Source organism: Streptomyces sp. NPDC058157 (assembly GCF_042884105.1).
Lineage (GTDB): Bacteria > Actinomycetota > Actinomycetes > Streptomycetales > Streptomycetaceae > Streptomyces.
In genome coordinates, this window is record NZ_JBHVUQ010000052.1 from 20142 (window position 1) to 45289 (window position 25148).

Below are 25148 nucleotides of genomic sequence, written 5' to 3' on the forward strand. Positions count from 1 at the left end.
CGGTGAGCCAGCGGACCCTCGGCGTGCACAGTCACGCCCCTCCGGCGGGTCCGGCCGTGCGGGACGGCCCCGCGGCCCTGCTGGGCGAGGACGAATGTGGAACCGCGTCGGCTGGCGAACACCGGAGACATTCGGGACGTGGATGGCTCCCAGAACTTCCCGTTCCACGCCAGCTTCTCCGTCTGGGACCCACCAGGACCAAGATCCGGACCATGAACGGGCCGGCCCCCACCGCAGGAGACAACGAATCTGCCGGCCTGCATGCTCAGGAAGTTCGAGAGTGGGGGCCCGAGATCGCCAGTGGCGTGGGCGCCAGGGTACTGAGGTCGGTGGTGTCGCCGGGCCGGGCGAGGTAGAGCCGGTAGGGCTCTCCGTCGGCGGGGCGCAGCGTCACCTTCTGGCCCTCCGCATGACCTGCGGCCAAGACCTGCAGGACCTGTTCGGCGTCCTCGGCCAGGACGCGGGGGTGGTAGATGTGGACGGGGCCGAGGGGCAGCTCACGGTCGGCGAACGGGAAGTCGAAGGTCGCAAGCCGCGCTCTGTTGGCGGCGCCGTCTCCCGTCAGGAGTGCGCGCAGGACTGGGGAGTCCTGGCCGGTGCCTCGCGTGCTGCTGGACCCACTGCAGGTCTTCTACGGTCAACCGGAGCCTGGCGAGCCGTTCGCGGTCGTCACGGGTGAGTGCTGCCCCGGGGAACGTGCCTGTACTGAGTTCCTGCCCGTTGAGGCGCAAGCCGAAGGGGCCCTTCCATGGCCGGGCCGTAGATGTCAAGGGCCTGGAGCGCATCTGGACAGGACGGGCCGGTCAAGTCGACGGCCAGGTCCACCTCCGTCGGGATACTCGTGTCGTCGGCGTGGCGGATCGCGAGCCGGATGCCGGTGAACGCCAGGTCAAGGCTGCTGCCGAGTTCCCCCTTTCCCAAGGCGCGCACGGTCCCCTCGTGGACTGATCACACTCCGCCAAAACCGTCGTAGAAGACCAGCTCGACGGTCTGCCCCTGGCCCGGCGCCGGTGACAACGGCGTCATGCGTACCTCGGCGTTCTCGCCGTCGATGTGGAGCCACTCGGGGCCGTGCACACTGAGCTCCTGGATAAGGCAAGCGGGGAGGACGAGCTCCTCGGCGGTGCCGAATCCCACGACGCGCCGCACCGCAGCCGCCAGGCCTGGATCGGCGTCCTTCAGGCGGCCGCGGACGGCGAAGCAGATCGGACTCGCCTGGTGCGCACGGGGGTGCTTGGGCCGCAGGGTCTTCACCACCGCGCCATTACGGTAGGCGACGTTGATGGACCAGTGCAGGTCGAGCCGGTCGAAGGCCAGTTCCGCCCTGTAGTCGCGGGCCGCCTCCCGCAGATCGTCCCGGACGAACGCGCTCTCCAGATCGACGTGGAGGGCCAGTTTGTCGTCCAGCCAGGCCCGGTCCAGGACACGAACAGCGGGTCGCTCCGCTCCCGCACCGAGAGCCTTGACGAAGCGACCGCTTGATGCCTGCTCTGCGGCCCTGGTACGAGCCGGGGAAACCCTCGGGGAAACCACTTCGGCTTCCTCGGCGTAGAGCCGGTGCACCAATGAGGCTGCCGAGTAGCCGCAGCCGGCGGCTCCAGACCGGCTTCCCATTTGCACGCCTCTGGCCCCAAACGCTCCGCCCTCAACGCTCCGTAACCAGCACCGAACCAGCACGGGTGTGGAGACGAGGGGTGCTGACGTGGGGTTTTGGGTCAGCACCGAACCAGCACGGGAGTCAGCAGCGACCCTCCAAAACGGGCGGAATTTTGCAAATCCGGCGCGATCCGGAGGGCCCAATTCTGAGGGCGGAAATGAGCCACGGATGGTTGTGTGGTGGCAGGGCACACAAGACGGCACCTGATTGTGATGGCCCGCCACATATGCCGCTGACCTGGGGACTTCTACGTTGTGGCGACACCCCGACGTCCCCGCAGACCCCCTGGAAGTGGTGCACATGGTCGCCCCCGCAGCGATCAGAACGAGTCCGTCCGGCATACGCAGGATCGTCGCCGCGAGCCTCGTCGGGACCCCCACCGAGTGGTATGACAACTCATCCGGTCAAGGCTATGACCTGGGCGTTTCCCCTCGCTGAGACCCGGTGGTCAGCACCGAACCAGCACCGCGGCTTCTCGTGCCGGTGCGGCAAGGACGGCATGCCCACCCGGCTCGACCGCAGACCTGCGGACAGGAACCAGGAAGAGTCACGCACCAGAGCGCGTCTCCCCCGCTCCCCCAGCTGGACGCGGTTCCGGCCCGAGGGTGATGGCTCGCCGGCAACGGGTATTCGTCTCCCTTGGCGCCCGGGAGCATCGTGTTCCGTTCGGGTGCGCACACTGGGGGTACGGATTGACCTCGTCCAGAACAACGACCAGCGGCCCCTCGGCCGGATCCTGGACGACCAGCACCGTCGGCTGGCCCCGCCCGAGGGGCGTGACAACTTCCTCACCGTGGTCCGGCCGGTGTCCAGGAACGGGGACGCGCCCGCCCCGGCGGCGCCCCGCCGGAGGGTGCGCCTGCTGATCGCCGGCATGAGTCTCTGCAGGGAGGCCGCGCGGTCGGCTGTGCCCCGAACGGGGGGCCATGGCCGACCAGGGGGCGCGTGTGGGGCGGTCGGAGACCGGTCAGCCCTGGGTGGGGCCGGCGGTGAGGTTGAGCCAGGCCCATGCGGACCAGGTGGAGAAGCCGGTCTGCCATTTGTGGAAGGTGCCGGTGTGGTTGGTGCCGAAGACTTCCATCCGGCCGTCGGCGTTGGTGACCGCCGTGACCTCGGTGCCGCCGCCGCCGAAGGCGTTCCAGTCACCGTACGCCCCGTTGACGGCGCGCTGCCAGGTGTGCATAGCCGTACTGCCGTTCATGGCGAAGACCTCGACCCGGCCGTCCGGTGTGCGTTCGCTGCTGAGTTGTGCGTCGGCGGGACCTCCGGTCCCCTCCCAGCCGGACCAACCGACCTCGTTGGTCTGATACTTGTGGAACACCCCGTTCGGACCTGAGGCGAACACCTCCAGGCGGCCGTCGGCATTGTGGTCGACGGTGAGGTCGTGGCCGCCGCCTCCGAAGGGCTCCCACGGGGACCAGCCGCCGCTGGGGGCCGTCTGGTAGGCGTGCTGGAAGGAATCGGCGCCCAGGGCGAACACCTCCAAGCGGCCGTCGGGCGCCTTCTCCATCTCCACCCGGCTGTCGGCGGGGCCGCCGCCGGTGGCCTCCCATTCCGACCACCCGCCGTTGGGGACGAGTTGGTACCGGTGGAAGAGGCCGACGGGTCCGGAGGCATAGACCTCGATACGGCCGTCGGCGTTGACACCGGCCGCGGTGTCGCGGCCGCCTCCGCCGAAGGTCTCCCAGTTCGACCAGCCACCGGAGGGGGACAGCTGCCAGCGGTGCTGGAAGGTGCTGCCCGACAGGGCGAACATCTCCAGACGGCCATCTGCATTGGGCGCGATCGCCAGTTCGGCGTTGCCCGGCCCGCCGAGCGGTTCCCAGGCCGACCAGTCACCGTTCGCTTCCCGCTGCCAGGCGTGGTGCACCCCGTCGGCGCCGGCGACGAACACCTCGAGCCGTCCGTCCGCCGACCGTGCCGACACCACGCGTCCCGACTCCGCCGGATACACCGGCGGCTTGGGCCGCGGCCCGCTGCCCGGGGTGCAGGGCAGGACGACGCCGCGCTCCGCCAGGTAGGCCTCGGGGTCGATGCCGTAGGAGGTGGACCGGTCCCCCCAGATCCGCAGGTGGAGGTGGGGGCCGTCGACGTTGGTGCCCTCAGCGCCCATCAGGGCGATCTGCTGGCCTGCCACGACGTGGTCGCCCACGGAGACGTCGCGGCGGGACATGTGCCCGTACTCGGAGATCCGCCCGTCGGGGTGGAGCACGCGGATCCACTGGCCGTAGTCGCCGGTGTATCCGGAGATGGTCACTTCGCCGTCGCCGACGGCGTAGATCGGTGTCCCGACGTCGTTGGCGATGTCGACGCCGTTGTGGCTGCTGTGGAAGTGCTGGGACACCCAGCCGGCGGTCGGGCAGGCCGCGGTGAGCTCGGCGGGCCGGGCCTCGGCCGAACCCGTGGCGGCCAGCACCGACAGCGCCGAAAGGAGTACGGCAGTCGCCGTGAGGACGCGGCTCAGGGGGCCGTTCACGCCTTGCGCAGCCGGTCGATGATGCCATTGATGTCGTCCTGCAGCAGATCCCGGCGGACATAGTGACCGCCGCCCACCTCGTGCTGCTCGTAGGGGATGCCCGCGCGGTCGAGGTTCCACTTGAACTCCCGCTGGGTGGCGAGAACCAGGGTTTCGTTGGCGTAACCCTGGATGTCCTCGGGGCTGGTGCCGGCGACCAGGAAGACCCGCTTGTTCCGGTAGCTCTCGATGCGCTCGCACGGGTTGTCCGCGCTGACCCGGGCCTGGTCCCAGAAGGGCACGCCATAGATGCTGCCGCCGTTCAGTTCCACCGCGGCGGAGGAGGCGTTGGCCCAGTGGGTCACCAGATCGCCGTTGCCCCCGCGCAGGTTGGCCGGGCCGGAATGGGCGCTGACCGAGGCGAAGTGGCCGTAGTACTTGGCCGCGTACTTCAGGGCGCCGAAGCCGCCCATGGAAAACCCGGAGACGGCGCGGCCGTCGTATTCGGCGTAGGTACGGAAGTTCGCGTCGATCCAGGGGATCAGCTGACCTATGTGGAAGTACTCCCAGTTCCGGGCACCGATGTTGGAGCTCACCGGGTTGGAGTACCAGCCGGCGCGTCCGCCGTCGGGCATCACGACGATGAGGTCCTTCCAGGCGGTCAGACCCCGTATGTCGTGGAACCGGTCGAAGGTGATGAAGTCCTCCAGGCCACCGTGGAGCAGGTAGAGGACGGGGTAGCGGCGCCCGCTGGTGTGGTAGCCGTCGGGGAGCAGCACGTTGACGGCCGGGGTCCAGCCGCCGATGGCGGAAGTCTGGAACCGGTAGTACCACATCCGGGGATCCTGCTCGCCGCGTTCCGTGATGTGCAGGCCGGGAATGTCACCGACGGCGGAAGCGGTCGACGCGGCGGAGAGGACTCCCGCGCCGCCCATGGCCATCGCGGCCGTGAGGCCACCGGCGGTCTTCAGGATGTTCCTGCGGCTGGGGTGCTGCGCGCTCACTGTGTCCTCCTGGTCCGGAGCCTGACGATGCTTCCGGAAGGTAGCAACGGTGCCCGGGCCGGGAGACCCTGGAAGATTCCGGACTGACAGGGCCCAGGCACGTCGGCTAGACCCGTACTTCGCGGGTCGTTGATTCGTATGGTGTGACCGGTGCGGGGGTGTCCTGGGCCCGGGGTGTGGCGTTGGATCGGGTGTGTCGATGACTTCCCGGTCCCCGCGGCCACGGTCTCAGCGTCAGCGTTTTGAAGTGGCGGTGACGTCCGTGGTGGAGAAGCGTCTGGGCGCTCTGCCTGTCGCTGCCGAGTTTCTGCGCCGGCTGGATGTCGCGGGAATCGTCGACGAGGTGTGTCCTGGCGGCGCGAGGGCGCTGGTGACGCACGGGCAGGTGATCGAGGCGTTGGTGGCCAACCGGCTGACGTCGCCCGCGCCGCTGGTGCGCGTGGAGGACTGGGCCAGGTGCTGGGCGGTGGAGGAGGTCTTCGGGATCGAGTCCGGTCTGCTCAACGATGATCGTCTGGCCCGGGCACTGGACGCGATCGCTCCGCACCTGGAGCACATCGCGGGCACGGTCGGGGCGCGGGCGATCGGTGAGTTCAGGATCGACGTGGCCCGGATGCACTGGGACATGACCAGCATGTCCGTGCACGGGGCCTTCCCGGCTGAGGGCCAGGACGAGGACTTCCCCGTCATCGGCCACGGGCATCCCAAGGACCGGCGCTTTGATCTCAAGCAGGTCCAGGCCGGGCTCGCGGTGTCGGCCGACGGCGGCATCCCGCTCCACGTCCGGGTCGTCGGCGGTGGTGCGGCCGAGGTCAGCCAGGTCGTCGGCGCGATGAAGGACCTGCGGGCCGTGGCCGGTGAGCGCGACTTCCTGATGGTCGCCGACTCCAAGCTGGTGTCCTACTCCAACATCCGTGCCCTGCTCGCGGCCGGGGTCCGGTTCATCGCCCCGACCCCGGCCGCGCAGGTCAAGGACGAGGTCTATGCCGCCCTCGGCCTCGCGCAGGCCGCTGTCGTGGACTGGACCCCGGACCGGGAGGCGGGGACGCCCGCCGAGCTGCGCGAGACCTACCGCGTGCTGGAGGACGCCCACACCCTGACGGGGCCCCGCAAGAGCGATCCGCCGCTCACCGTGCGGCGGATCCTGGTCCACTCCACCGCCAACGCCGCCGGCCGGCAAGCCGCCCGGGACAAACGCCTGGCCAAGGCCACCGAAGATCTGAACAAGCTCACTGCTGCGGCCGGCGGACGCCACTACGGGACCCGGGAGAAGATCGTCGCCCGGATCGGTGTCATCGCCGCCAAGCGCCGCGTCACCTCCTGTCTGCGCTGGACCGTCACCGACAACGACGACGGCACCCCGGTCCTGGCCTGGCACTTCGACACCAGCGTGCTGAAGGCCGAAGCCGCTGTCGACGGCTGGTACGCACTGCTGACGTCCGTCCCCGCCGACCAGGCGGATGCCGGGCAGGCCCTGATCCACTACAAGGGCCAGGGCACGGTCGAACGCAGATACCACGACTTCAAGGGCACCGCTCGCGGTTGCGCCGGTCTTCGTCCAGCACAACCGGCGCGTCGCCGCCCTCATCCAGGTCATCTGCCTGGCCCTGCTGGTCTCCTGTCTGATCGAACGCCAGGTCAGACGGGCGCTCGGCCCTGAGCAGACCATGAGCGGTCTCTCCCCCGACAACCGCCGCGTCCGCCCCACCGGCCGCATGATCTTCTACCACCTCGGCGAACTCACCCTCCAGATCGGCAGCATCACCGACCCGCCCACCGTCCAGATCACCCGCGGCGTCCAACCCCACCTCCTCGACCTGCTCGACACCGACGCCGACATCGGACAGACCTGCTGGCCGCAGACCTGAAACGGTGGCCGCGAAGTCCGGGGCCAGAGGGGACCACGCCTCACACAAGGCCGAGATCGTTATGCATTACTTGTCTCGAATAGGACTGGTCGCTCATGCACCCATACGTGTAGTGCGCAGGGCTGCCGGCACGGCCCACCACTGGTCCGGGCGGTCGACGACCGGGGCGTCGGGGCCGGTCTCGCCGTACCGGGCGAGGCGCAGAAGGTAGGCCGCGATGCCTGCCGCGCCCTGCATCCACGTCGTGCCGGGCGGCAGCAGCGGCGGGTCCTCGCGGTGTTCCAGAAAGCGCCAACGGGCGCCCGCGTCATCCCTGATGACCCGGTCGACCAACGCGTCACCCATCCTGTGCGCGGCCCGCAGCAGGGTCTGTCTCCTCTCCGGCGCCCGGCAGTCCTGGGCCGCGTCCAGCAGGACGTCTCCGACGCCCGCTGTTCCGCAGCAGCGGCCGTCGTTGTCCCAGAAGCCGGGACGGAGGCGTTCCGGCACACCCGAGGTGAGGATCGAGGTCATACAGCGGTGCCGCAGTTCGTCGACGTCGTGGCCAGCCACCTCGGTGACCCCTGCGTGCGCCAGCGCGGTGAACAGGTGCGAGGTGCCCGCCGGGCCGTGGCACCACGTGTACGTCACCGGTTCCACCTCCCGGCGCGACGGCGGGATCGTGTGCGGGACGACGAAGCCCGCATCCTTCAACGACCCCACCGAGAGGACGTGCCGGGCGCCCGCGACCGCTGCCTCGACGAAGTCCTCGCGGTCCAGGGCGGCGCCCGCGACCGCCAAAGCGGCCGCGACCCCAGCGGTTCCGTGCGAGTAGTTCGGCGCCCTCGACGCCGCCCCCGGTGTCATACCCCAGTCGAGGCCCGCCTGCGTGCGGTCCGCCGCCCGCAGCAGGGCCTCACCTCCCGTCGTCGCGATCGCGTCTGTGAACCCGCTCTTCGCCCAGACCGCCGTCATCACCACGCCCGCGGTGCCCATGATGACGTCGGTGAGGGGCGCGTCGGAGCCCGGCTCGAAGTCGAGCGTGGTCTTCCATCCGTCGCCGGTCGCCAGGGCGGCCAGCCGCCGCAGCGCCACCACTTCCTCGCCCGGGGCGAGCAGTCTGAGCGCCGTCGCGTCGCCCGCGAGGCCGTCGTACAGCGAGGGTTCCGTTCGCTGCCCGGCCTGTGCCGACAGTCTGGTTACGATGCCGGTCGCCAGCGCCGTTTCCCGCACGCCCAGCTCCCGGTACTGCGCGATCTCGGCCAGCACCGGGGCCAGGCCGGCGATCCCCGCGTACAGCGAGTCGCGGTCCTGGGCAGGTGACGTTGCCTCAGGACCGCCCTCCACCACGGCCTGCACCAGCCACGGGCCCTCGTCCTCGCGCACGTGGTCCAGCACCCACGACCACGCGGCCTCGCCCACATCCCGATATACGTCGCTTCTCACCAGGCCACGCTACAACCGCCGGATCACCGGCCCGTGCGGTGCGGTGTTGCCGCTCCGTCAGTTCCGGCGGTCGCGGAGAGCCGGTCAAGACGCTGACGCTGAGCCCGTGGCCGCGGAGACCGGGAAGTCATCGACACACCCGATCCAACGCCACACCACCGGCCCAGGACACCACCGAACCGGTCACACCAAACGAATCAACGACCCGCGAAGTACGGGGCTAGAGGCTGGGGCGGGGGCATCGGGGAACGGTCGGAGCCGGTGTCGGCGTCATCGGGATTTCATCGCTCCTCCCTAGCGTGGCCGCGGTCAGACGAAGGCCCGGAGCACTGGGGAAGGACGGCTCGATGGCGCGGAGGAGATTCAGAGCGAGGCTGCCGATGGTGGCCACGGCCGCGGTGGCGGCGGTGATGAGCACGATGGCGGCAACCGGGGCGCCGGCTCCGGGACAGGCGCCCGACAAGCCGACCATCCGTTACACCGAGTACGGGATCCCGCACATCATCGCTTCCGACTGGGCGGGTCTGGGCACGGGGTACGGATACGCCGCGGCCAAGGACAACATCTGCACCTTGGCCGACACCTATCTGATGGTCAACGCCCAGCGGTCCCGCTATCTGGGGCCGGACGGCAAGGCGAGCCCCGGCGAGCACCAGAACACCACGACTAACCTCAACAGCGACATCTACTTCCAACGGATGAACGACAACCGGGTGGTGGAGCGGCTGATCGACCTGCCCGCGCCCAACGGACCGGAGCCGGAGGTCAAGGAGGCCATTCGCGGCTACGTCCAGGGCTACAACAGGTACTTGGCCGAGACGGGCGTGGACCACATCAGCGACCCGGCCTGCCGAGGCAAGGCGTGGGTGCGGCCGATCACGGAGCTGGACGTCTACCGGCACGCGCACGCCGAGATCATCATGGGCACCGCCGACGTGCTGCTCGACGGCCAGGTGAACGCGGCTCCCCCGGGGGCTTCGGCCGCCGCTTCGGCCGCCGCCCCGCCGCCCTCCTCGGCCGCGGAGACCGCGTCGAAGATCCGTGACGCGATGGCGGTCAGCCGTCAGCAGAGCATGGGCAGCAACGCGCTGGCGGTCGGCTCGCAGGGCGTGTCCGGGGGCACGAGCATGCTGCTCGCGAATCCGCACTTCCCCTGGCAGGGCAAGAACCGGATGTGGCAGAGCCAGCTGACGATCCCGGGCAGGATCAACGTCTCCGGCGCCAGCCTCCTCGGCTTCCCTGCGGTGAACATCGGGCACAACGACGATGTCGCCTGGAGCCACACCGTCGCCACCGTGGCCCCCTTCGGGCTGTTCGACGTACAGGTCGATCCACTGCATCCGACCAACTACCTGGTCGACGGCGCCTGGGAGGCGATGACCTCACAGCAGGTCGGTGTCGACGTGCTGAACGCGGACGGTTCCATCGGCAGGGTCAACAGGACCTTGTGGGCGACGCGTTACGGCCCGATCACCACACAGGTGCTGACCGTCCCGCTGCCCTGGGTGGTCAGCGCGCACGCGGTGCGCGACGCGAACATGGACAACTTGCGGGCACTGAACACCTGGTTCCGCCTCGACCAGGCCAAGGACGTCCACGAGGTGGTGAACACCTTGGAGACCACGCAGGGCGTCCCCTTCTTCAACACCGTCGCCTCCGACCGCAAGGGCAACGCCCTGTACGCGGACATCCAGGCCACCCCGAACATCACCGACGAGCACGCCCAGTCGTGCCTCACCCTGACCGGCCAGGCGCTGTTCAACCAGGTGCTGCGGCTGCCGAACGTGCCGCCCGTCTCCATCTTCGACGGCAAACGCAGCGCTTGCGACTGGCCCACCGATCCGAACGCGGTCGCGCCAGGGTTGCTGGACCCGCACAGGCAGCCACGGCTGATCCGCAAGGACTTCGTCGGCAACGCCAACGACAGCGCCTGGCTGGCCAACCCCGAGCAACCGCTGTCCTTCCCCCGGGTGATGGGCGACACGGCGGCGCCCCGATCGCTGCGCACCCAGGAGTTGATCCTGACTGCGCAGAAGCGGATCAACGGCACCGACGGCCTGCCCGGCCGGGGGTTCACGCCGGAGAACATGCGGCAGCTGCTGTTCGCCGACAACAGCCGGGCCGCCGATCTGGCCCTCGACGCCACGGTGACGATGTGCCGGGCCCAGCCCTTCGGGCTCATCCTGGTGGATGGCCAGCTGGTCAACGTGAGCGAGGCCTGCCCGATCCTGGCCGGATGGAAGAGCCACGACTTCACGGCGGACAGCCGGGGGTCCTGGCTGTTCGAGAGCTACTGGTACGCCCTGCTCGGCGGCCAGTCGGTGGAGAAGCTGCCGTGGCGGATCCCCTTCGACCCCAACGACCCGGTGCACACCCCCAACTCGCTCGACTCCGGAAGCTCCGCCGTTCGCGACGCGTTCGGCCGGACGGTCATCGCCTTCCGTAACGCGGGGATTCCACTGGACGCGGCGTTGTCGGACGTACAGAAGATCACGCGCAACGGCGAGCAGATCCCGATCCACGGGGCGGTCCACGAGCTGGGCGTGCTGAACGTGGTCACCCCCGGCTCGGTCGACGGCAAGATGGACATCACCTTCGGCTCCAGCTTCGTCCAGCAGGTGCGGTTCACCGCCGACGGACCGCCGCAGGCCTCTTCCGTACTGGCCTACTCCCAGTCGGCCGACCCGAATTCACCGCACTACGCCGATCAGACCAAGTTGTTCTCGGCCGGCCAGTGGGTGACCGAGCGGTTCACCGAGGAGCAGATCGCGGCCTCGCCGGCCTTGGAGGTCAAGGTCCTGAACTGAGACCGGTCTCCCGATCGGTCTCGCACCCGCACGACGACAGAACTCACGAGGGAGCACGCTGTGACGAGGACATCGAGTCGGTGGCGAATCGTGGTGGCCCTGATGGCCGCCGTGGTGGGAATGACGCTGCCGGCGGGTACGGCACAGGCCGCCGAAGGCACCGAGCCACCGAGGATGACGGACGGGTTCGGCCTGACCCAGGTCGACACGACGGTGGGCAGTCCCACCAACTTCTACATCACCGTGGCCACACCTGAGGTCTCGGGCAAGCACCACATCAAGATCATCCTGCCGAGCGGTTACTACGACGACCCGACCAGGCGCTACCCGGTGCTGTACTTCCTGCACGGTTCGCCCGACGACCCGATCCAGCAGAACTACCCGGCGCTGGCCACCTCGAACGAGATGATCACCGTCATCCCGGACGGGGGTGCCCGGGGCTGGTACGCCAACTGGCTCAACCAGAGGACCGCGGCCGGTGCCCAGAACTGGGAGAACTTCCACCTCAAGCAGGTGATTCCGTTCATCGACGCGAACCTGCGGACCATCGCCGCCAAAAAGGCCAGGGCCGTCGCCGGTGTCTCCATGGGCGGGTTCGGGGCCCTGCACTACGCCCAGGTCCGCCCCGACCTGTTCGGCCAGACCGCGTCCCTGTCAGGTGACATCGACCTGTCGGTCCGATCCATGGACCTGCGGATGGCCGTCGTCGCCTCCCTCGTCGGCTACTCCCCCGGCGTGGACAGTGACGCCGCGTTCGGCTCGCCCTACCCGGTGTTCAACGCCGACTGGAGGTTCAACGAGGTGGACCCGGCGGCGCACATGGACAAGCTCGCGGGAGTCGGGGTCTCCATCTACGTCGGCAACGGACGCGGAGACGCCACCGACCTGGAGTTCTGGGTGGAGAGCGCGTCCAAGCACGTCAAGGACAGCATGGACGCCCTGCGCATGCCCTACTACTACGTCGACTACGGCGACGGCGGCGGCTGGGGCACCAACTGCAACGGCGGCCACAACGCCTGGTGCTGGGAAGCGGACCTCCAGGACCTGGTTCCCCGGCTGGAACGGTCCTTCGCCTCCTGACGGGATGACCGGGCCGCCCCCTCCGGCGGCGGCCCGGTCATCCCAGCGGCGTGATGATGCCGAGGCCCGCTTCGTCCCCGCGCAGGACCAACTGGCGCGTCCGCTGCAGCAGCCGGCCCGGGGGAACGCCGAGTTCGTCGGCCAGCCGGCGGCGGGCCCGGTCGAACACGGTCAGCGCGTCGGCCCGTCGGCCGCTGCGGTACAGCGCCCGCATCAGCATCGCGGCCACCGGCTCGTGCAGGGGGTGGGCCGTGGACAGGGCGAACAGTTCGGCGACCGCTTCGGAGTGCTGCCCCAGCCGCAGCTGCCACTCCAGCTTCCGCTGCGCGATGGTGATCCTGCGCTCGTTGAGCCGCAACCGCTCCAGCTCGGCGAGCGGCCCGGGCAGGCCGGCCAAGGGCTCCCCGCGGAACAGGTCCAGCGCCTGCGAACACAGGCGGACCGCCTCCGCCGGTTCTCCCGCCCGGTCGGCCGCCGCGATGTCGGTGACCAGCTTCTCCATGCGGGACACGTCCACGTCGACCAGACCGGAGACCAGCCGGTAGCCGCACCGGTCGTGCTCGATCACCGCGTCGGGGCGGCCATCCCCGGTGCGCAGGGTCTTGCGCAGCCGGTAGACGTACACCGGCACCACGTTCGTACCCGGCGAGTTGGCCCCCCATACTCCGTCGAGCAGTTCCTGCTGACCGACAGTGCGGCCCGCACACAGCGCGAGCGCCGCCAGTACGGCTTGCTGGCGCAGGTGCCCGAGCTGCAACCGCCGCCCGCCATGCCATGCCTGCAGCGGTCCGAGCAGAGAGATGTGCATCGTCGGTCCGGTATCCCGGCCGGTGGGGACCCGCGGCGCCGGGTTCTCCGCCTGCGTACGCGGGCCACTGCCGGGGACGACCAGGCCGCTGTCGAAGGCGTGGACGATGGCCGCGGCCCGGTCGCGCAGCCCGAGCTTCACGAGGACCCGCGCGAGGTGTCCCGCGACGGCGTCCTCGGAAAGGGCGAGAGCGGCGGCTATCTCGTCGTCCCGCAGGCCGCAGCCGACCGCGTGGAGCACCTTGCGCTCCTGGTGCCCGAGCGCAGTGGCGATCGGTCGGCAGGTGGTGGCGGTCGTCGGCATCGCTGCTCCCCCGGGCTCCGGGCTGATCGGTTCGGTCGGTCGGTTCCGCAGGTATGACGGAAGCCGTCGACAAAGTAGGGGGAGAGCGCCGGGCCAGGCATCCGGAACGATCCGGAGTGACAGACGCGAAGCCTCCGACATCCCTGGACACGGCGCCGCCCCGGCGGCGTAGGCCGTTGGCCCATCTGCCCTGCCAGCCAAGGCAGTTGCCGATTCCATCGGCATTTCATCGGTGCGCCCTACTGTCGGCTGCCGACGACGGGAGAGTTCCGGTGACGACTTCGAGATCATGGTGCGGCAGAGTGCTCCTGCTGCTGATAGCAGGCGCGGCCGCCATCGCCGCGACCGCTCCCACTGCCGCGATGGCGGCCGTCTCGTCCGACCGCGGCGGCCCGATCACCCGTAGCGAGGTGATCGGGCGGGCCCAGTACTGGATGGACCAGCATCCCCCGTACAACCAGCAAGGGTCCGCGCCCGACGCCGGCGGCGATTTCCGCTACCGCACCGACTGTTCCGGTTACGTCTCCATGGCGTGGCATCTGAACACGAGCCCGAATACCCAAGGGCTGCCCGGCTATTCGCACGAGATCGCGCGGGACGAGTTGCGCGCCGGGGACATTCTCAATTCGTTCTACGACCACACCCTGATCTTCCACAAATGGGAGGACGATCACGGCGGGTTCTCCTACTACAGCTTCGGCGGAGGTTCCAGCGGCGTAGAGCCTCCGGGGCACTTCCGCACGAACATCAACAACGCCACGATCGACGGTCACCCCAACAGCGACTACAAGGCACTCCGGTACGACAACATCGTCGAGGAATCCGCGACGCGGCCGCACCCGTACGCCCCGGGCCGGGTCACCTCGGGGCGGTCCGCGGACGGTCGGCTCGAGGCCTTCGCCGCCGGAGCCGACGGCGTGTACCACTCCTGGCAGACCGCGGTGAACGGCGCCTGGTCGACGTGGCGGTTCGAAGGCGGACCCCGCAACGCACAACTCTCCGTCGCGGCCAACGCCGACGGACGGCTCGAGGTCTTCGCCCTCTCCGACACCACCTTCGACCACATGTGGCAGACCGGCGTGAACGGCTCGTGGTCCACATGGGCCAACTTCGGCGGCGGCGGACACCGACTCGCCACCGGCAACAACGCCGAAGGCCGCATCGAAGTCTTCGCCTCCAACACCAACGGAGTCTTCCACCGCTGGCAGACCACACCCAACGGCAACTGGGCCAACTGGGAAGGCACCGGAGGCGGCCCCGCCACCTCACGCCTCGCCCTCGAAACCGCACCCGACGGCCGACTCGAAGTCTTCGCCCTCTCCGACACCACCTTCCAACACCTCTACCAGACCACGGCCAACGGCGGCTGGTCGGCCTGGGAGAACTTCGGCGGCGGCGGACACGACCTCACCGTGAATCACAACACCGACGGACGGCTGGAGGTCTTCGCCTCCAACACCGACGGCGTGTTCCACCGCTGGCAGACCAGCCCCTCCGCCTGGTCGGGCTGGGAGGGGATGAGCGGTCCGGTGAACTCCGAGCTGGCGTCGAACCGTTCGGTGGACGGCCGGGTCGAGGTGTTCGCGATCAACGGCAGTGCCGCCGCCCACATCTGGCAGACCGATCCGAACGCCCCCTATTCGGGTTGGGAAACCTTCGGCGGTGGCGGCACGGAAATCACCGCCGGCCACAACGCCGACGGGCGCATCGAAGTCTTCGCGACGAGCAGCACCGGTGTCTTCCACCGCTGGCAGACCGGTTTCTCCGCCTGGTCCGAATGGGGCTGGGTGGGCACTTCCGCAGGGCCGGGCATCGCGTGAACCCCGCACATTTCACCTCACGGCTGAAGGGCAGACCATGGCGATAACTGAATTGCGCCGCGTGTTCACCAGACTGGCCTTCGTGGCCGGCACCTGGGCGTTGGCCGTCGGGATGACCGCCTCGGTCGCCGTAGCCGCACACGCGCCCGTTTCGCCTCCGGTTCCGGTTCCGGTTCCGGGCACGGATCACTCCGGGGTCTCCCGTTATTTCAGCGGCCCGCAGGGCTTCGCCATTCCGACCGTGCCATGTGATCCGGCCGGTCCGTCGGCCGCCGACGCCATCATGGCCGACCAGCTCAACCCGCAGTTGCACGCGAAGATGGCCGGGTACATGGACGCCTACAAGGTGTCCTGCGCGCGGATGGTCACGCAGGCCGTCAAGGACCGGGGCCTCAACCAGAGGGCCGCGGCCATCGCGATCGCCACGATCATCGTGGAGTCCAGCGTCAACAACTACGCCCAGGCCGTCGACTACACCAGCCTCGGGCTGTTCCAGCAGCAGGAATGGTGGGGCACACGTGAGGAGCGGCTGAACCCGGCCCACGCCACCAACGCCTTCTTCGACGAGGTGGAACGGATGTATCCAGGCGGCTCGTGGAACAACGAGGCCATCGGCGAGGTGTGCTGGCACGTCCAGCGACCGCGCGAGGACCTGCGCGGCCTCTACGCCATCGAGGCGGACGACGCGGTGATCATGGCCAACGCGCTGTGGTCCGGTACGAGCGCCGGCCCCAAACACCCCTACGGCGCCGGCCGTGTGGTGTCCGGGCGGTCCGCGGACGGTCGGCTCGAGGCCTTCGCCGCCGGAGCCGACGGCGTCTACCACTCCTGGCAGACCGCGGTCAACGGCGCCTGGTCGACGTGGCGGTTCGAAGGCGGACCCCGCAACGCACAACTCTCCGTCGCGGCCAACGCCGACGGACGGCTCGAGGTCTTCGCCCTCTCCGACACCACCTTCGACCACATGTGGCAGACCGGCGTGAACGGCTCGTGGTCCACATGGGCCAACTTCGGCGGCGGCGGACACCGACTCGCCACCGGCAACAACGCCGACGGCCGCATCGAAGTCTTCGCCTCCAACACCAACGGAGTCTTCCACCGCTGGCAGACCACACCCAACGGCAACTGGGCCAACTGGGAAGGCACCGGAGGCGGCCCCGCCACCTCACGCCTCGCCCTCGAAACCGCACCCGACGGCCGACTCGAAGTCTTCGCCCTCTCCGACACCACCTTCCAACACCTCTACCAGACCACGGCCAACGGCGGCTGGTCGGCCTGGGAGAACTTCGGCGGCGGCGGACACGACCTCACGGCCGGCTACAACCAGGACGGCAGGCTGGAGGTGTTCGCCTCCAACTCCACCGGTGTGTTCCACCGTTGGCAGACCAGCCCGACCTCGTGGTCGGAATGGGCAGGCATGGGAGGGATCTCCAACGCCGAACTGACCCACTCGCGGTCGGCCGACGGCCGCGTCGAGGTGTTCGCGATCAACGCCACCGCCGCGAGCCACGCCTGGCAGACCCGCCCGAACGCGCCGTACTCGGAGTGGGAGACCTTCGGCGGCGGCGGCACTGAGATCGCCGCGGGCAACGACGCCGACGGGCGCATCGAAGTCTTCGCGACCAGCAGCGCCGGTGTCTACCACAAGTGGCAGACGGGCTTCGCCACTTGGTCGGACTGGGCCTGGCTGAACAATTCCGGACCAGCAATCAACTAGTAGTGCTTTGTTAGGTGGTGTCGTAGGGCTGCCAGCCGGAACCCCGCACCATCCGGCTGTCCACACCCGGAGCTGTCCATCCGGACACGCCGACCAGTCCAACACGAACGAGGGAAGCTACGGGATACGGATTGCCATCCGCCCTCACCAGAGAGCCGAAAATCCTGCACAGCTAGCATCCACACGTGCACCCCGAGCCTCGATCGACCCTCAGGACCCCGCTCCCGCCCGGCCGGATGATCACATCCGACGAGGGCGACGGAGATGTGCAGCCCTTTTGGCTCAGCGATCGGCCCGCCCCGGTCGAACTGTGGGCACAGATCCAGACCGAGCACGCAACCTCCGGCCTCTGGCCACTCCTCCTCGACTCCCCTGATTCAGACGGCGGCGACTTCCGCCCATGGGGATCGGGCGAGATCTTCCCCGAGCAGATGTCATCCCCGGCAAGCCATGACCCGGCCGGCCTGCTCGCGCAGTGGTGGGCGGCCCACACCGCCGTCGATGAAGACGACGTGCTCCCCGCCGCGGAACGCCTCCCCGTTACAGCCCCCTTCGGCCAGAGCTGGCCCGGCCTCGCGCCCAGCAGAGAATCGGCAACGAACGCCGACCAACTGGCCGGCGAGTACGCGCAGGCATTCCTCACCGACCGGCCCCAATCCCGACTGGGACTGGTCATCGCCGCGTCCGGCGCCGAGGCCCTCACCGCCGCAGGCTGGGCCGGCCCCTGCAACTACGACGACGACACGGCAAAGTTCTCCGCGGTCATCGCGGATTGGGAGCACCGCTTCGGTGCTCGTGTCGTCGCCGTCGGATTCTCCACCCTGCACATCAGCGTGGCCGCTCCACCGATGAACCGGGAAGACGCTCTGCTGGTCGCCGCTGAGCACTTCGCCTTCTGCCCGGACAACATCCGGCAAGGCAGCCGCCCGCACACACTGGCCGTGTACGCAGAACGACTCACCGGCGCACACAACTGGGACTTCTGGTGGGACTGATCTTCTCTGCCGCAACGGGACCCACACGCCCTACACGCACGACAACGGACCTTCACCGGAAAACGACAGCGGCCTTCACCAACCGGACGACACCCCGGCAACGCGGTGCCCAACCCCGCCACACCCGCCACCAGTGAAAACCCGTGACGCACACCCAGTGCACGTCACACGACGCGCATCACTGCCCTTTCCAAGGGGCTGGTGCCGGTGCTGGAGAGGTCAGTCGTCCAGCCGAAGGCCCATCAGAACATCGTCCACGTATGCGCCGTCCAACAGGAACTCCTCCGGTAGCACGCCCTCGACCTGGAAACCGCACCGCTCATACAACCGCCGTGCCGGGAGGTTGTGCCCGAGCACGCGGAGCGTGATCCGGCGGGCGCCCTGGGCACGGGCGGCCCTGCAGGCGGCCTCGACCAGGGCCTGTCCCACCCCGCGCCCGCGGACGTCATGGGAGACGCGCAGACCTTGGATCTGCCGGACATGCTGGTTACTGGCGAGCGGGGTCGGCGGGATCTGGCGGATGTAGCCGACCACGCGGCCGGCGAGCTCGGCCACCAGGAAGGGCTCGACCCCGTACCGCTCATCGAACATCAACGCGTCCTCGGCCCGCTGCGGCATGACATCGCTCAGCCAGGACCAGCCGGCCCTCTCGAGCGCCATCAACGCCGGGCCATCCGACGTGGAGGCACGGCGGATCGTCAGATCATCATTCAGCACGGCGACATGCTAGCGGCGTTGGGTACGTCCCAGCGGGAGCGGCAACCATACGATCCGGGCCCGCAGGGCCTGGGCCGCGAACGAGCGAGCCGGCCCAGGGGCGTCGCGGCCGCCGTCCTCGGCGACGGCGAGCGTAACCGCAAGCTCCAGGGGCGCGGCCAGGAAGCGGGGGCAGAGCCTGGTGCAGCACGAAGGGGCGAGCGAGCCTTCACCGACCGAACGACACCCCGGCAACGCGGTACCCAAGCCCGCTACACGCACCACCAGTGAAAACCCGTGACGCACACCCAGTGCACATCCCACGACGCCCATCAGGTGCTGATGGGGACGTGACCTCAAACCCCCGCCGTGCAGAACACGCACCCCTGCCAGAACGGCAGTGCGTCCAGCACCCGGTGGCGTACGCAGGAGGCCACTGCGGCCTCCTGCGGCCCCGGCAGGACACCCGTGCCGGCCCTGGCGGTCGCAGGGTCGAACTCCTCCACCATTGCCCGGTACGTGCGCAGATACCCCTCGGCCCGTGGCGGCTCGTACGTCAGTTCCTCCCACCGGTGACGGGACAGTGCAAGATCGAGCACGCGCAGCAAGAAGTCCTTGGCCTCGGCTCGCTCCTGCGGCGTCTCGCCCCAGTCGAGCTCCGCCAAGCCGAAACCGACCATCCCACGCCCCATCACGTTCTGGTCCTGGAGCGTCAGCAGGCCGGCGAAGCGGAAGTCCCACGGCCTGTGGGCCAGCGCGGACGCGGCGAGCATCAACACGTCCACGAACACCGCCGTGCCGCCGTTGGTCATCTCCAGGTACCGGCCGTCACCGCCGTCAAACATGTTCATGTCTCGAGAGTAAAGAGAGGAAAGCCTGCGGGCCGGCCCGGCCGGACGGGGTCTGTTCCTTTGCCCCCAGCAGCGGGCTCCGGCGCGCAGCGCGCTCAATAGGGGCCCCGGAGCGAAGCGACCTGCCCCCAGGGCAGCTTCCGTCGCCCGCCCGTGCCCCGAACTACATCCTCCCGGCGCTTCACGGACGACGACTGAGATCTCTCAGTGTCGTCCCAGTGCACCACCTGCACGAACACCGCTGTGAATAGGCCCGCCCATGTCAGCCAGCCATCCTCGCAATGGGCGCCTGACGGCAGCGGCTTGGTCACCTCGTGACAGCCGTGCTCACCATCGCTGGGCAGCATGAGCAGGGATAGCTCTCCCGTCCTCGCTGACGCCCATCCGATAAGGCTGTGCAGCGCAGGCCGCCGCCGGGGTGCCACTCCATCACCAGGCCCGCCTCCGCCCTGTGCTCTTGGCACCAGGTCACCGGGTCCACGCCGCCGCAGTCGAACCGGCGGCAGAGGCGCTTGTCGCCGGGCGCCGCGCACGTCGTCCCGTGCTCGACGCCCACCCCGCCCGCCCGGCCGTCTGCGGAGGGCGGCCGGGGTCATGGGCGCTACTTGATCCAGAACATCTCCATCGGCAGGCCACGGCCTGTGCTGCCGATCTCCATGACCAGCCAGTTGTTCACGAAGTAGCGCGGTCCGGACAGCCAGCCGTCATTCCTGATGTACGCGTTGCCCTGCGGGCTGTCCGGGGTCGTGTCGAAGTAGACGCGCATGGCCTCCATCGGGTTGTAGAACCCGACGGTTCCGGTGGTGCCGATCTGGATTTCGTGGTTGTTGCTGGCGCACTCGTAGTGGTCGTCCCAACCGTAGTTGGACCGGTGTGCCTTGGCGCAGACCTTGAAGACGTCCGACGGTGCGTTGACGTGGATGCGGACCGCTTCGAGGTTGCGTGCCTGCCCTTGGGTGCCCGCCCACTCACCGTCGCACTTCCAGTCCATCCAGCCGATGTCCTGGACGTGCGCCTGGTAGCAGATGCCACCGTTGGGCGTGGGCCGTGCCTCGGCCTGGGCCGCCCCGGTACCGAGAGCGGCAACCGTGATCGAGAGTGCGGCCAGTATGCGTGTCGCGTGCTTGAGCATGATTCCCCCGTGCGTGGTGTGTGGAGCCGAGTGCGGGTGAAGCAGCGCTTCCCAGTCGGCCGGGGCCCGGCCGGCGCGGCGAGCAGGGCCCCGGTGTCCTGCCTTCAGATCAAAGCGGCGGAACGTGACGTCACGTCTCGCCCCTTGTTGAAGACTGCACGAGCTGAGGTGGCCACGTCAACAGAGGACCCGACGTCTGTCATCATCCGGTCATGCCCCACGCACCCAACCCCGACCTGCGAAGCCCGCGCGTCTACCGTTCCACCCTCGACGCCGCCCTTGAGCTCGCCACCCGCGACGGCTACGCCAACGTCACCGTCGAGGCCATCGCAGCAGCCGCACGCGTCGGGAAGCAGACCATCTACCGGTGGTGGCCCAACAAGGCAGCCGTCCTGCTGGAAGCGCTCAACGACCGCACCGGCCCCGCCTCGCAGGTCCCCGACACGGGCGACATCACCGCCGACCTCACCGCCGCGCTGCAAGGAGTCATGAACCTCCTGTCCACGGCCCTCGGAACGATCTGGAGGGGCCTGATCGCCGATGCCCAGCGCGACCCGCGCCTGGCCGAAGACATACGCCAGACCTTCTTCGAACCCCGCATGGTGCGCTGGGAAGAACGCCTCGACGCAGCCATCGCGGCAGGCCAGATACGCGCCGACGTCCCCACACGGTCCGTCGTCGAACTCCTCTTCGGCCCCGTCTACTACCGGCTCCTCCTGGAGACCGACCCACTCGATCCCGAGAGCGCCGCCGCACGGGTCGACTACCTCCTCAACGGCCTCAAGCCCTGAACCCGGTCCCGCGGCCGCCGAAGCCACCCACACCGGGTGACGGTGAACCTCGGCGGCAGCCTCCTGCCGCTCGCCGTCCGAAATCCACCGCTCTCAGGCGGCCTGCTGGGAGGCGGCTGCCTCGGGGTGGAGGTCGTCGAGGGTGAGCCGGTGCGCCGGAGGATCGTGAAGGATGATCTGGCGGGTGAGGCGGAGGTCGGGGCCGACGTGGAGGAGTTCGCCGGGTTCCATCTGCCTCCAGTGGGGATTGTCGTCCATGGGCTCGCTGGCGACGACGACCGCGGGGCATTCGGCCAGATGCGAGGAGTGGACGCGCATACGGCCGTCGGTACCGGTGTGGTCAAGGTGCCGACTGCCGTGCTGGCCGCCCGCTCGGCGCTCGAGCACGTACAGACCGTGGGTGTCCGGGTAGCGCAGCGCCCACAGTTCCGTGGGGGTGATCAGGATCAGGTTGATGGCGTAGACGGGCACGTTCGCGGCGATCCACGCGGCGGCCTGCCGGATGCCCTCGGTGACGTCGCCGTCGTGGCGCCGGGTCTCCCGGGTGATCAGGGCGAAGAACCGCTCGGAATCGGTGTCGCCCTTCACCAGGGACCGGTCTTCATCGAGATGGTCGTCCAGTCTGTCGAGGCCCTCGATGACCCCGTTGTGCGCGAACAGCCGCCCGTCCTGCACGAAGGGATGGGTGTTGCGCAGGTCGAGGCTGCCGGTGGAGGCGTAGCGGACGTGGGCGATGAAGGTGGCCGACTCCGCCTGCCGGGCCTTCTCGGCGAAGGCGCGGTCGCGGTAGGCGGCGATGGGCGCCTTGTCGACCAGGGGGGTGCCGCCGGTGCTGAAGTAGCCGAGGCCGGTGCCGTCGGGGTCGTGGTGGCTCTGTCGGCTGAGACTGTCGGGGGCGTCCAGCAGCCAGAAGGTGGCGTGCGTGCGTCGCGGGGCACTGCTCAGGCCGAAAAGACGGCACACGGCGTTCCTCCGGAGGGGTCGGCCCGAGCGGAACGCGTCGGGCTGGCGGTTCGTAACCTGGGGCGGTGGCGGTCGGGCCGGCGCGGGTTCTGGTCTGCACGCCGTAGGCGGAGCGACAGCCTCCCGCTGGTGGTGAGGTTCGTGCTGCTTGTCCGGTCGGGGCAGGATACGGCGCGAGTCCTCCAGGCGCAGGCCGGCCCGGTCGTGTCCGAAGCGACAGCGGACGGGCCCGCTCACCGCCGTCGCGAAGCTGGGCGTGGACTGGGCGTGACAAGCTGCCCGGCTCGTCGTTGAGCGGGGAGGTCAGCGAAGTGGAGGCCCCGGGGCGTCATGACCCCGGGGCCTACGTCTTGCCTCCGGGCACCCGATGGTGGTGCAACGCGGGCTGCAACACGAGCCTTCTGACGGCTGTCAGGTCTCGTTTGCACAGGTCAGGGCTGCAACGCGCAGGTTTGTTGCAGCGACCGTGTCGCACGGCCGAGCGGGGTGCTGTGCTGCGGCACAGGGCCCGGCCGGTGTGGCTACCGGGCACCGGCCGGGTCCTGCTTGCGTGGGGCAACCCGTCGCCCGGTCTTCCCACCTGGACTGTCACACGCGAGGGCTCTCGGGCGTGACGGGTGTGGCGGGTGGGTGACCCTTCGACCGGGGCGGCGCCGTCAACGCGCCGGGGTCGTGCCCGGCATCGAGCATGGACGCCGCCCCGCCCCCGCCGACCTGCCCGGGCTGGGGCACGCCTTCGGGCTGGCCGTGGCGGCAGTCCTCCGCGCGGCCGGCCTGACAGTGGAAACGCGAGACGACGAGTGGCTGCTGGTCGTCTTCGACCGCGCCGCCGACGCCTCCTGAGAGGTGGTAGGCGGCCGGGGGCGGTTCAGGGCGTCGGGGTCCGGCCGTCGCGAATGGAGAACAGGGCCAGCGCCCGTCATCTCCAGCAGCCGCTCCAGTTGGGCAGGCAACGGCCCCGCCAGGAACGGCGAGCAGCTGTTGTTCAGCCGGATCAGGACGTTGAGGAGGGACGAGTCGGCGAACGCCACCCCGGTGACGTCGACCACCAGGAGCCCCGCCCGGAGGTTGGGGGCGCAGTCCAGGCAGTGGGGGCACCTCCCGGGCCGATCACTCCTCGTTGAGCCAGCCGCATACGTAGTACTGCTGGTCCGCGTCTCGCTCGATGATCCACTGGTTGAGGACGTCGCCGGCGAGTTGCCCGGTTTCCGGGTCCCGTCGGGTGATCTTCGCTTCCACGCTGAGCTGGTCCATGCCGGCGGGGATCTCGTAGGGCTGGAGTTCCCACCGGTCCACGAGGTAGCCGTTGAGGAGGAACCCGAGCAGACCGGAACGCAGCCGGGGGCAGGTGCCCCGGCGCAGGGAGGTCATGTCGTGGTTGGCCAGACCGTTCATGTAGAGCGCGAAGACGCGCTCGACGGCTTGTCGGTCGAGCGGAGCGTGCGAGGTCTTCGGCTTGGGCGTCGGCTTGGGTGTCGGGGTCCCCGAGGAGTTGTTCGGGGAGGGTGTGGCAGGGGAGGGCGAGGGGGGCGGGGAGTGCTGGGTGGGCGTCGCGGATCCGGCCGCGCGGGTACCGCCGTCGCCGTCGGTGGCGGACCGGGAATCCGGTAACCACCAGGGCACCGCGACCAGCACGGCCACCACGGCTCCCGCCAGCATGGCCAGCCGGTATCCCCATGGCCGGGACCGACGGGCCCGGGCCGGCGGGCTCGGTGGTTCCGCCCCGGGGGCTCTGCCCAGCCGCATCGTGGATGCGGAGGTCGGGGCGGGCTCCCGCCGGGAGGGCCGCGGTCCGCCCGCCGGTCCGGCGAGCAGGTCGTACGCCTCCTCGGCGGTGAGGCGTTGAGCCGGGTCCTTGCGCAAGAGGCCCGTCAGTACGGGGGCGAGGTCGCCGGCGCGGACGGCGGTGGCGGGTTCCTCGGTGGCGATGGCGACGAAGACGGCCCAGGAACCGGAGCCGCCGAACGGAGGGTGTCCCTCCACCGCGGTGAACAGCGTCGCGCCGAGGGACCACAGGTCGGATTCGGCGGTTGCCGGCAGGCCGCGTACCTGCTCGGGTGACATGTAGGACGGGGTGCCCATGAGGGCTCCCGACCGGGTCAGACCGGGCTCCCCCTCCACGGCGGCGATTCCGAAGTCGGTCAGCACCACGCGGTCGCCTTCGAGCAGCACGTTGGCGGGTTTGATGTCCCGGTGGGTCACCCCGGTGGCGTGCACGGCGCGCAGCGCGTCCAGGATCTCCCGGCCGATCCTGGCCACCCGGGCTGGGGGAAGCGGACCGTCCTCCTCGATCAGGTCGCCGAGGGAGCGGCCGCGGACGAGTTCCATCACGATCCACGGGCGGCCGTCCTCGTCGGCTATCCGGTCGTGGACGGTGATCACCCCTGGGTGTTTCAGCCTGGCGGCCGCCCGCGCCTCACGGTCGAGGCGGCCGATCCATGCCTGGCGCCGGGAGGTGTCGAGGCCGTCGGGGAATCGGAGCTCCTTGAGGGCGACCTCGCGGCCGAGGTGTTCGTCGTGGGCTCGCCAGACGGTTCCCATGCCGCCCTGGCCCAGCAGTTCGGCCAGCCGGTACCGGCCGGCCAGCAGTCGTCCGCGATCGTGAGTCACGATCAGGAACCTAGCCCACACCCCTGCCCGTGATAAACGCCCCCCGGCCAGACCATGACCGACACCCTGCCCCCCCCCGTTACCGTCTTCGTGGCTCCGCAATGGGGCCTCCGGCCTTCGGACCCGGCATGACTTCCCCCTCCTGTTGAAGTTGATGATCCGGGGG

Annotated in this window: 19 protein-coding genes; 9 read left to right on the top strand and 10 right to left on the bottom strand. The window is 69.5% G+C overall.

From position 1 onward, the window contains the following. Positions 1–948: 948 nt before the first annotated feature. The 3 genes from ACFVXK_RS15905 to ACFVXK_RS15915 form a co-directional block, all read right to left on the bottom strand. Entirely contained in the window at positions 949–1563 is a 615-nt protein-coding gene (locus ACFVXK_RS15905) for a hypothetical protein (RefSeq protein ID WP_389612101.1), read from the bottom strand. 1061 nt (positions 1564–2624) lie between these two features. Beyond that, entirely contained in the window at positions 2625–4133 is a 1509-nt protein-coding gene (locus tag ACFVXK_RS15910; RefSeq protein WP_389612102.1) for a peptidoglycan DD-metalloendopeptidase family protein, read from the bottom strand. Continuing rightward, positions 4130–5116: an alpha/beta hydrolase-fold protein gene (locus ACFVXK_RS15915; RefSeq protein ID WP_389612103.1), complete on the bottom strand. Its 987-nt coding sequence runs from the start codon at positions 5114–5116 to the stop codon at positions 4130–4132. The genes ACFVXK_RS15910 and ACFVXK_RS15915 overlap by 4 nt, the downstream gene beginning before the upstream one ends. 199 nt (positions 5117–5315) lie before the next feature. Between ACFVXK_RS15915 and ACFVXK_RS15920 the strand changes: the two genes are divergently transcribed. Together ACFVXK_RS15920 and ACFVXK_RS15925 are read left to right on the top strand one after the other, a co-directional pair. Then, the gene (locus tag ACFVXK_RS15920; RefSeq protein ID WP_389612120.1) at positions 5316–6776 is read left to right on the top strand and encodes an IS1634 family transposase; all 1461 of its coding nucleotides are present in this window, start codon (positions 5316–5318) and stop codon (positions 6774–6776) included. Between the two features lie 7 nt (positions 6777–6783). Further along, a complete protein-coding gene (locus tag ACFVXK_RS15925) occupies positions 6784–6984 on the top strand; it encodes a hypothetical protein (protein WP_389612104.1) in 201 nt (66 codons plus the stop codon). Between the two features lie 93 nt (positions 6985–7077). On the opposite strand, the gene ACFVXK_RS15930 is transcribed toward ACFVXK_RS15925, so the two are convergent. Next, positions 7078–8409 carry a lanthionine synthetase LanC family protein gene (locus ACFVXK_RS15930; protein WP_389612105.1) on the bottom strand — a complete coding sequence of 444 codons (1332 nt, stop codon included), beginning with the start codon at positions 8407–8409 and terminating at the stop codon, positions 7078–7080. Between the two features lie 347 nt (positions 8410–8756). Here ACFVXK_RS15930 and ACFVXK_RS15935 point away from each other — a divergent pair, with 347 nt between their 5' ends. Beyond that, positions 8757–11216 carry a penicillin acylase family protein gene (locus ACFVXK_RS15935; protein ID WP_389612106.1) on the top strand — a complete coding sequence of 820 codons (2460 nt, stop codon included), beginning with the start codon at positions 8757–8759 and terminating at the stop codon, positions 11214–11216. Positions 11217–11318: 102 nt separating this feature from the next. Next, a complete protein-coding gene (locus tag ACFVXK_RS15940) occupies positions 11319–12296 on the top strand; it encodes an alpha/beta hydrolase (protein ID WP_389612107.1) in 978 nt (325 codons plus the stop codon). A 37-nt stretch (positions 12297–12333) separates the two neighbouring features. On the opposite strand, the gene ACFVXK_RS15945 is transcribed toward ACFVXK_RS15940, so the two are convergent. Further along, positions 12334–13407 (bottom strand): BTAD domain-containing putative transcriptional regulator, encoded by a 1074-nt coding sequence (locus ACFVXK_RS15945; protein ID WP_389612108.1) that lies wholly within the window; start codon positions 13405–13407, stop codon positions 12334–12336. Between the two features lie 302 nt (positions 13408–13709). On the opposite strand from ACFVXK_RS15945, the gene ACFVXK_RS15950 reads away from it, so the two are divergent. From ACFVXK_RS15950 to ACFVXK_RS15960, 3 genes are all read left to right on the top strand, one after another. Continuing rightward, positions 13710–15227, top strand: a complete 1518-nt coding sequence (locus tag ACFVXK_RS15950) for a hypothetical protein (protein ID WP_389612109.1) — start codon at positions 13710–13712, stop codon at positions 15225–15227. Between the two features lie 37 nt (positions 15228–15264). Next, a complete protein-coding gene (locus ACFVXK_RS15955; RefSeq protein ID WP_389612110.1) occupies positions 15265–16944 on the top strand; it encodes a peptidase M23 in 1680 nt (559 codons plus the stop codon). 236 nt (positions 16945–17180) lie between these two features. Next, positions 17181–17939: a DUF4253 domain-containing protein gene (locus tag ACFVXK_RS15960; protein ID WP_389612111.1), complete on the top strand. Its 759-nt coding sequence runs from the start codon at positions 17181–17183 to the stop codon at positions 17937–17939. 219 nt (positions 17940–18158) lie between these two features. Here ACFVXK_RS15960 and ACFVXK_RS15965 read toward each other — a convergent pair whose 3' ends face one another. From ACFVXK_RS15965 to ACFVXK_RS15975, 3 genes are all read right to left on the bottom strand, one after another. Then, entirely contained in the window at positions 18159–18656 is a 498-nt protein-coding gene (locus ACFVXK_RS15965; RefSeq protein ID WP_389612112.1) for a GNAT family N-acetyltransferase, read from the bottom strand. Between the two features lie 335 nt (positions 18657–18991). After that, positions 18992–19486 carry a hypothetical protein gene (locus ACFVXK_RS15970; protein ID WP_389612113.1) on the bottom strand — a complete coding sequence of 165 codons (495 nt, stop codon included), beginning with the start codon at positions 19484–19486 and terminating at the stop codon, positions 18992–18994. A 601-nt stretch (positions 19487–20087) separates the two neighbouring features. Further along, entirely contained in the window at positions 20088–20618 is a 531-nt protein-coding gene (locus ACFVXK_RS15975) for a hypothetical protein (RefSeq protein ID WP_389612114.1), read from the bottom strand. A gap of 212 nt (positions 20619–20830) precedes the next feature. Between ACFVXK_RS15975 and ACFVXK_RS15980 the strand changes: the two genes are divergently transcribed. Then, positions 20831–21409 (top strand): TetR/AcrR family transcriptional regulator, encoded by a 579-nt coding sequence (locus ACFVXK_RS15980; protein ID WP_389612115.1) that lies wholly within the window; start codon positions 20831–20833, stop codon positions 21407–21409. Between the two features lie 93 nt (positions 21410–21502). Here ACFVXK_RS15980 and ACFVXK_RS15985 read toward each other — a convergent pair whose 3' ends face one another. Beyond that, positions 21503–22372 carry a class II glutamine amidotransferase gene (locus ACFVXK_RS15985; protein WP_389612116.1) on the bottom strand — a complete coding sequence of 290 codons (870 nt, stop codon included), beginning with the start codon at positions 22370–22372 and terminating at the stop codon, positions 21503–21505. A 672-nt stretch (positions 22373–23044) separates the two neighbouring features. Here ACFVXK_RS15985 and ACFVXK_RS15990 point away from each other — a divergent pair. Beyond that, positions 23045–23215, top strand: coding sequence for a hypothetical protein (locus tag ACFVXK_RS15990; RefSeq protein WP_389612117.1), 171 nt, complete (start codon positions 23045–23047; stop codon positions 23213–23215). A gap of 267 nt (positions 23216–23482) precedes the next feature. Here the strand turns inward: ACFVXK_RS15990 and ACFVXK_RS15995 are convergent, their stop codons facing one another. Beyond that, positions 23483–24982 (bottom strand): serine/threonine-protein kinase, encoded by a 1500-nt coding sequence (locus ACFVXK_RS15995; protein ID WP_389612118.1) that lies wholly within the window; start codon positions 24980–24982, stop codon positions 23483–23485. Positions 24983–25148: the final 166 nt, after the last annotated feature.

What these genes read in the sequence shown, in the direction of transcription:
- ACFVXK_RS15920 (WP_389612120.1), top strand. Translation starts at nt 5,316, where the DNA reads ATGACTTCCCGGTCCCCGCGGCCACGGTCTCAGCGTCAGCGTTTTGAA.
- ACFVXK_RS15925 (WP_389612104.1), top strand. Translation starts at nt 6,784, where the DNA reads ATGAGCGGTCTCTCCCCCGACAACCGCCGCGTCCGCCCCACCGGCCGC.
- ACFVXK_RS15935 (WP_389612106.1), top strand. Translation starts at nt 8,757, where the DNA reads ATGGCGCGGAGGAGATTCAGAGCGAGGCTGCCGATGGTGGCCACGGCC.
- ACFVXK_RS15940 (WP_389612107.1), top strand. Translation starts at nt 11,319, where the DNA reads ATGGCCGCCGTGGTGGGAATGACGCTGCCGGCGGGTACGGCACAGGCC.
- ACFVXK_RS15945 (WP_389612108.1), bottom strand. Translation starts at nt 13,407, where the DNA reads ATGCCGACGACCGCCACCACCTGCCGACCGATCGCCACTGCGCTCGGG.
- ACFVXK_RS15955 (WP_389612110.1), top strand. Translation starts at nt 15,265, where the DNA reads ATGGCGATAACTGAATTGCGCCGCGTGTTCACCAGACTGGCCTTCGTG.
- ACFVXK_RS15960 (WP_389612111.1), top strand. Translation starts at nt 17,181, where the DNA reads ATGATCACATCCGACGAGGGCGACGGAGATGTGCAGCCCTTTTGGCTC.
- ACFVXK_RS15970 (WP_389612113.1), bottom strand. Translation starts at nt 19,486, where the DNA reads ATGAACATGTTTGACGGCGGTGACGGCCGGTACCTGGAGATGACCAAC.
- ACFVXK_RS15975 (WP_389612114.1), bottom strand. Translation starts at nt 20,618, where the DNA reads ATGCTCAAGCACGCGACACGCATACTGGCCGCACTCTCGATCACGGTT.
- ACFVXK_RS15980 (WP_389612115.1), top strand. Translation starts at nt 20,831, where the DNA reads ATGCCCCACGCACCCAACCCCGACCTGCGAAGCCCGCGCGTCTACCGT.